This is a genomic window from Vicinamibacteria bacterium, from assembly GCA_035570235.1.
In the GTDB taxonomy this organism is placed as follows: domain Bacteria; phylum Acidobacteriota; class Vicinamibacteria; order Fen-336; family Fen-336; genus DATMML01.
Genome location: DATMML010000079.1, coordinates 1 through 6,383, shown reverse-complemented (window position 1 = coordinate 6,383; position 6,383 = coordinate 1). Strand labels below are relative to the sequence as shown.

Sequence of the window (6,383 nt, the reverse complement as noted above, 5' to 3'; positions counted from 1 at the left end):
GCGGCACAGTTCGCGCAGGACCAGCCCGACGCCGTGGCCTTGGTGGCGTCCCAAGACGGCCACTTCACCATCTTCGCGTGGTCCCCGCGTGAGGGGATGGTGCACGCCCACCGCGTGGAGACGCTACTCATGTGACCTCATTCGTCGTCAGGAGGAGGCAGTACCGAAGAGAGCAGGCCACCTGACTCGTTCGTTGTGGTTCCTCGCTCCGGGCCCCCGCCGACGGCGGTCGACTCGCCAAGTGCCGTGCGTAGCGACGCACGCGAAGGTCGGACATGTCGCTCAACTAGTGGTCGGTGCCAACGCTCCACAGCGTGTCGTAGTGTGTCTGCATCTCCTCGAGGGCGACGACCATCGCGCCGCGGGAGTGTGGAGCGTCACTCGCATCCGCAAAGAGTCTAGGTCGGCTCGTATCGCCGTAGCCTGTCGCTTCAGGACAAGAATCGGACTCTTTCGGCCAGAGCTGGGCTGGCGCAGGGCTTGGGACATGGTTTGACGAGGACGCGAGACCGGACGCATGCGAAGAGTTCACCGGACGAACCGTAGACCCCGAATCCGCTTGCTCCGGCGTCCTAGCCCGCGAGTCATTTCTGGGCTAGGCGCACTCTCCTAACTAAACCCGCCCGCGGGCCGTCTAACCCCGAGGAGGGCCCATGGGAATCGTAGATAAACCCTGCGGTCGTCGTCAGTTCCTTTCATCCTCGCTCAGGACCTCCATGGCTGCGACTCTTGTGGGTAGTGGAGTCAGGGCCTTGGCTCCAAGGGTAGCGAGCTCCACTTCTCCGGAAGATGACGCGGACCGGTACGTCGCGGGACAGATGGAGAAGTACGGCATTCCTGGTATGTCGGTTGCTGTAGTGAAGCAAGGCACAGTCGTCAAGAACCGGGGCTACGGCAGAGCCAGTCTCGAGTTCGACTTGCCTGCTGACGGCGAATCAGTTTATCAAATCGCCTCCGTGACCAAAATCTTTGCTGGCCTGGCCACTATGCTGCTGGTGGAAGATCGAAAGCTCAACCTCCACACTCCAGTTACCGCGTTCTTTCCAGAGTCTTCACCGGCCTGGCGCCAGATCAGGGTGCACCACTTGCTGGAGCACACGTCGGGGCTCCCCCCGCCGTCTGCCAACCTGAGGATGAGGCAGGAGAAGGAGAAGCGCCGAGATCACTTCGTGGATGCTGACCAACTCGACACCTTCACCGCTGCCGAGATCATGGCATTCGCCTCTGAGTTGCCGCTGGAGTTCGAGCCGGGCACAAAATGGGCCTACAATCAGACCGGATATCTGATCGTCGGCGCAATCGTGAAAGCACTCAGCGGAAAGCCCTTTCACGCATTCCTGGACGAGCGAGTCTTCGCAGCACTCGGCATGGGAGCCACGCATTTCGGGGACTCGCGTGTGCTCGTACCGCGGCGCCCGGCAACGGCTTATAGCCGGCAATCAGGCAGGCTGCGGAACTGGATCTGGCCATACTCCACGACGGATTACCCCGCCGCCGGACTGAACACCTCCACGGCCGACCTGAGCCGATTGTTTCTGGCCCTTCATGCGGGGCTGTTGTCCAAGAGTAGCTGCGAACGGATGTGGACGTCCGCGACGCTAGCTGAAGGCAAAACGGCTCCGTACGGGCTGGGATGGACCATCCAGGACCTCGCAGGGCATAAAGCTGTGGGCCACGAGGGTGGCGGCTGTTGCTGGGTCACTCATCTGCCGAGCGAGGGCCTGACCGCGATCGCGCTGTCTAACTTAGCGGGCGCTAGAGCGGATGAGACCGCAAACGATCTTGTAAGGCTCTACCTGTAGTGGCTCGTCCGCAATCGCGGGTGCAACGAGGACTCGGGATGCGCCCGATTGTGAGCTCGGGGCACTGATCGTGCGTGGGGACCCTGCCGTTCGCGGTCGAAGCGCGGAGGGAGGGCACTTTGCCCTTGACGCTCAACCGCACCGACGCCTTGGCGTCATCTGGCTTGCAACATTGGGGTTATTAGCACTTGATTCGCTGCGCGACGGCAGTAATCAACGACTCGCGGGCCGGCGAGGGCCCCCGGGAGTCCTGGGCCAAATCGGAGTCGGCGTCCTGAATGTGCCGTTCACGCTTCCCGCGGCGTCCGCCAAACGTCGGCGGGGTCTCGACGCTCCACGTGCCTTACTTCCGGCCCTCCTGGCCGTAGCGCCCGTCATGTGGGCGAGTCAGGATGCCACGGTACCGCGAACCGACGCCGAGGCAGGTCCGATATCCTTGGGCAGCCTCTGCTGGTCGCAACCGGCTGCCGGGGGGTCGCGTTCGGCCAAGCCCTCCGATGGTTGACCTCGTACGCCATCGAGAAGGCGGGCCCGCGGGGAGCCGAAGGGGCCCCACCCAAGGCGCTACAGAACCCGCGCAACTCCCGCGAGAACCCCTCTTCACTCTGTCTCCTCCAGCGCAGCCGCCAACTCGCTCAGCAGTGCGTTCATCCGGCGGAAAAGCGGTTGATAAGCTGTCGGCGCCGACATGTCGATGCCTACTTGGCGCAATAAGTAGTAGCTGCGATCGCTGTTACCACGACGGTAGACTTCATCGACCGCCTTGACCCCGTTTGGATCGCCCGCCTTGATCTTCTCCACGATATTGGCCGCGGCGGCGATGGCGCTCGCCCAGAACTGATGTTCGTACGAACCGAACGTCACACCGTAAGTCATCCACTCCGCGGCAAAAGCGTCGTCGGTGATGGCTGGACCGGCGTACTCATGGAGAAGGTGCAGGTAGATTTGCGACACTTCTTCTCCCGTAGGGGTCTTGCCTTCGATCACTAGTTGCTGCACCTTGACATCGAGCTCGGTCATCAACGCCGTCAGAAAGAAGTTGTCCCAGATGAGGTCGAGGGCCTGAAGGCCGTCGGCGACTCGAGTGCGTCGATCGGGGGCCCGCGCCCTCACGAGGTCATCGAACAACATGTCGCCCACGTAGATGACGCCGTTGCCATAAGTGGGCGGAAAGTCTCGGCCGTCGGGCATCCGGTTGGATGGGATGTCCACATTCTTCATGATGTTGACAAGGGCGCCGGTGAGCTGGCGGGCACCCCTATAGGTCGGCTGAAAACTCGTGAGCATGTAGGGATGGGTGACACCGATCCCCGGGAATATCTCAAACACCCCCCGCTTCTGTGACCAAGGAGGTAGGTGCATGCAGTGTGCGTCGATGGCGGCCCGCAGGCGTTGTCCGTAAGCCAAACCCAGGGGAGCGGTCGCGGACAGAGCGATCTCGAGGGCCTCTCGGATGCCGAATCGTTGCCCCAGGTCAGGCGGGGGAATGTACTGCTGAGCGTGCGAGGCGCGATCGAAGCCGAGTGCACGGGCGCGCAATTGGTGGTAGCGGTGCAGCACCGGCAAATTCTGCCGCGCCTGATCGACCATGAGGCGCGCGCTGCCCGACGGCATGGCGTCGAGCAGGAACCAGAGAGCGTCGATACCGTCGGCGAACCGGCGGTGCCGGGCGATGGTCAAGTCGGCGTCGATGCGTCGGGTATAGAGCAGTCCGAAGACACTTTCAAAGGACTTCAAACGGGCCATGAATGCCGTTGCGGCCTCGGCGCGCTTCTCCCGTGGAAACTGGGTCTTGAACGAGTACAAGTTGACAGCGACGTCTTTGCCCTCGACACCCCTCATCATCGGCCACCCGAGGGCGGAACCGTGCAAGGCATCGAAGGCGTCCGCCGAGACCTGTGGCCAGCGCCCCATACTCGAGATCAAGCCCTGTTCGGAGGTGGACAAGGTATGCGGCGCCTCGCGCACAATCCGCATGATGCGGATGCGGTGTCGTTCGAGGCGCGGCTCTTGTACCAGCCACCGGGCCAAACGCTCCTCGCCGATCTTGGCGATCTCCTCTGGAACGAACGCCAAAGCGGATTCGATCTGGGCGGCGAGGGCGGTCCCGGAGTCGTAGATCGTCGCCGCCGCCGCGGAATGGCGGTCGAGGTTGTGCGAGAGCTCGCCGTAGATTGTCATCTTTGTGGCTCGGGTCCGGAGCTCCGACACTTCGTCGAGCGCGTCGGCCAGGCTCTTCGCGTCGCGGACCATGCCGTCGCGGAGGCGGCCGATGTTGGCGCTCTTCTCTAGAATGGTGTGCCGCTCGGCCTCCCAAGCCGCTCGGTCGGGATAGAAGGATGTGAGGTCCCAGACGTAGTGCTCAAGATCGTCGCTCAGCTGCCGCGGGACCGAGCCGTTCGTGGTGCTCGGCGTGACCTGGAGGACGGCGGCGAGGGCGATGTGGAGGCAGGCTTGATAGATGACCATCGCTCTTTCTCCTCTTGACCCTAAGCATGCGATGCACAGGCAAGACGTCGAGACTTACCGGCACTACCTGACACGCCTTCCGCGTTGCGCAGTAGAGCTGGCGCGATGAGCTCTTACAGCCGGATGGGCAGGCGACGCACACGCTTGCCCGTCGCGGCGAACACTGCGTTGGCCACCGCTGGCGCGATGGGCGGGACGCCCGGCTCCCCGACCCCAGTCGGCGGCCCGTCGCTAGCCAGGATCTCCACGTCGATCTCGGGCGCCTCTGGCAACCGGAGCACCTCGAAGTCATGGAAGTTGCTCTGCTGGATACGGCCGTTGGCGATCGTGATCGCTCCCTTGAGCGCGGCTGAGAGCCCGAAGACGACGCCGCCCTCCATCTGGGCCTTGACGACGTCGGGGTTGACCACCCGCCCGCAGTCGACGACGAGGTGCACGCGGTGGACGCGGACGGCGCCGTGTGCGACCGAAACCTCGGCGACCTGGGCCACGTAAGTGCGGTAGGAAAAATGGCAGGCCAGCCCGCGGCCATGGCCGGGTGTGACCGGGGTTCCCCAGCCGGCTCGCAACGCCGCTCGCTCGAGCACGGCACGTAAACGGGTCGTCTCCAGGATCGCGGGGGAGTCCGGCGGCTGGCGTACCTGGCGCGGTTCGGCGAGGAGCTGCAGACGGAAGGTCAGGGGATCGATTTCGGCCGCCCCGGCCAGCTCGTCCAGGAAACACTCGGTCACGAAAGCGTTGACGGAGTTCTCGACCGAGCGCCACCAGGAGACGGGCACCTGACTGGGGGCAGGGGAGTACTCCATCCGTATCGACGGTATGGCGTAGGGCAGATCGACGGCTCCGCCGATCTCGCTTTCCGCTGGCTTGGCGGTCTCGGGCGGGTCTAGGAAGGCGGCGATCGAAGTCGACGCCATCCGGTGGAACCAGGCAGTTGGACGCCCTCTCGCGTCGAGGGAGGCTCTGAGATGGTGCATCGAGGCCGGCCGGTAGAAGTCGTGCTGGATGTCGTCTTCCCGAGTCCATACCACCTGCACGGGGGCGCCGACTAGCCGCGAGATCTGTGCTGCTTCGACCACGAAGTCGGTGGCCGCACGCCGGCCGAATCCGCCCCCGAGGAGGGTCGTGTGCACGATCACGGCTTCCAAGGGCTGCCCGAGGACGCGAGCCAGGATCTCCCGGGTGAAGGCGGAGTCCTGGGTCGGGACCCAGGCCTCGGTGCCGCCCCTCCGTACATGGACGGTTGCATTCATGGGCTCCATAGTCGCGTGGGCCTCGAAGGGCAGCTCGTATGTGGCCTCCACGCGGTGCGCTGCCCCGGCCAGAGCTACTGCCGCATCTCCGTCGTTGCGCACGACGGCGCCGGGCTTGGCCAGGAGCAGCTCGAACTGTTTGGAGAGACCCTGGCTGCTCTCGCCCTCGCCTTCGTCCCACTCCAAGACGAGCGCTTGTCGCCCCTGGAGCGCGGCCCAGGTGTTGTCGGCCACGACGGCCACACCGCCGCAGGAGAAGACGTCTCGAACCACAGAAGGGATCTCGACAACATGCCGGACGCCGGCCACGGCCTTCGCTTTCGCCGCATCGAACCGCTTCACGCGTCCGCCAAAGGCCGGGCAGCGAGCCACCACCGCCCGCAGCATGCCCGGGAGGCGGACGTCGATGCCGAATTCTGCGCTGCCGTCCACCTTCGATGGCACGTCCACCCGTGGGATCGGCTTGCCAAGGATCTGGAACTTCGACGGCTCCTTGAGCGGGACCTTCGTGAGATCGGGCACGGGCAGGAGGGCCGCGGCCTCGACGAGGTCCGCGTAGCGGGCGCGCTGCGACGCCGGTCCGATAACGCTTCCCGCTTCTGTCCGGCAGCGCAGGGGATCCTCCATCCAACGCCCTGCCGCTGCCTGCAGCAGGAGGCCGCGGGCGGCAGCGGCGGCCTGCCGAAGGGGCAGCCAGGACGTGCGAGTGCTGGAGCTGCTGCCGGTCCCGTGCCGATAGATGTTGGGGTCTGTCGGCGCCTGTTCCACGCGGACGTCAGCCCACTCGACGTCGAGCTCCTCGGCGAGAAGCATCGGCAACCCCGTCATCACGCCCTGCCCCATCTCCGCCTTGGGCATA

At 64.7% G+C, this 6,383-nt stretch carries 3 protein-coding genes; 1 reads left to right on the top strand and 2 read right to left on the bottom strand.

Annotation, left to right across the window (positions count from 1 at the left end):
- Nucleotides 1–653 precede the first annotated feature (653 nt).
- Nucleotides 654–1,802, top strand: a complete 1,149-nt coding sequence (locus tag VN461_14140) for a serine hydrolase domain-containing protein (GenBank protein ID HXB55922.1) — start codon at nucleotides 654–656, stop codon at nucleotides 1,800–1,802.
- 600 nt (nucleotides 1,803–2,402) lie between these two features.
- On the opposite strand, the gene VN461_14135 is transcribed toward VN461_14140, so the two are convergent.
- Both VN461_14135 and VN461_14130 read right to left on the bottom strand, forming a co-directional pair.
- Nucleotides 2,403–4,271, bottom strand: coding sequence for a hypothetical protein (locus tag VN461_14135; protein HXB55921.1), 1,869 nt, complete (start codon nucleotides 4,269–4,271; stop codon nucleotides 2,403–2,405).
- A 113-nt stretch (nucleotides 4,272–4,384) separates the two neighbouring features.
- The coding region (locus tag VN461_14130; protein HXB55920.1) for a molybdopterin cofactor-binding domain-containing protein at nucleotides 4,385–6,383 on the bottom strand (1,999 nt) is incomplete at its 5' end.

Excerpts from the sequence above, each read along its gene's own strand:
- VN461_14135 (HXB55921.1), bottom strand. The coding sequence starts at position 4,271 with ATGGTCATCTATCAAGCCTGCCTCCACATCGCCCTCGCCGCCGTCCTC.
- VN461_14140 (HXB55922.1), top strand. The coding sequence starts at position 654 with ATGGGAATCGTAGATAAACCCTGCGGTCGTCGTCAGTTCCTTTCATCC.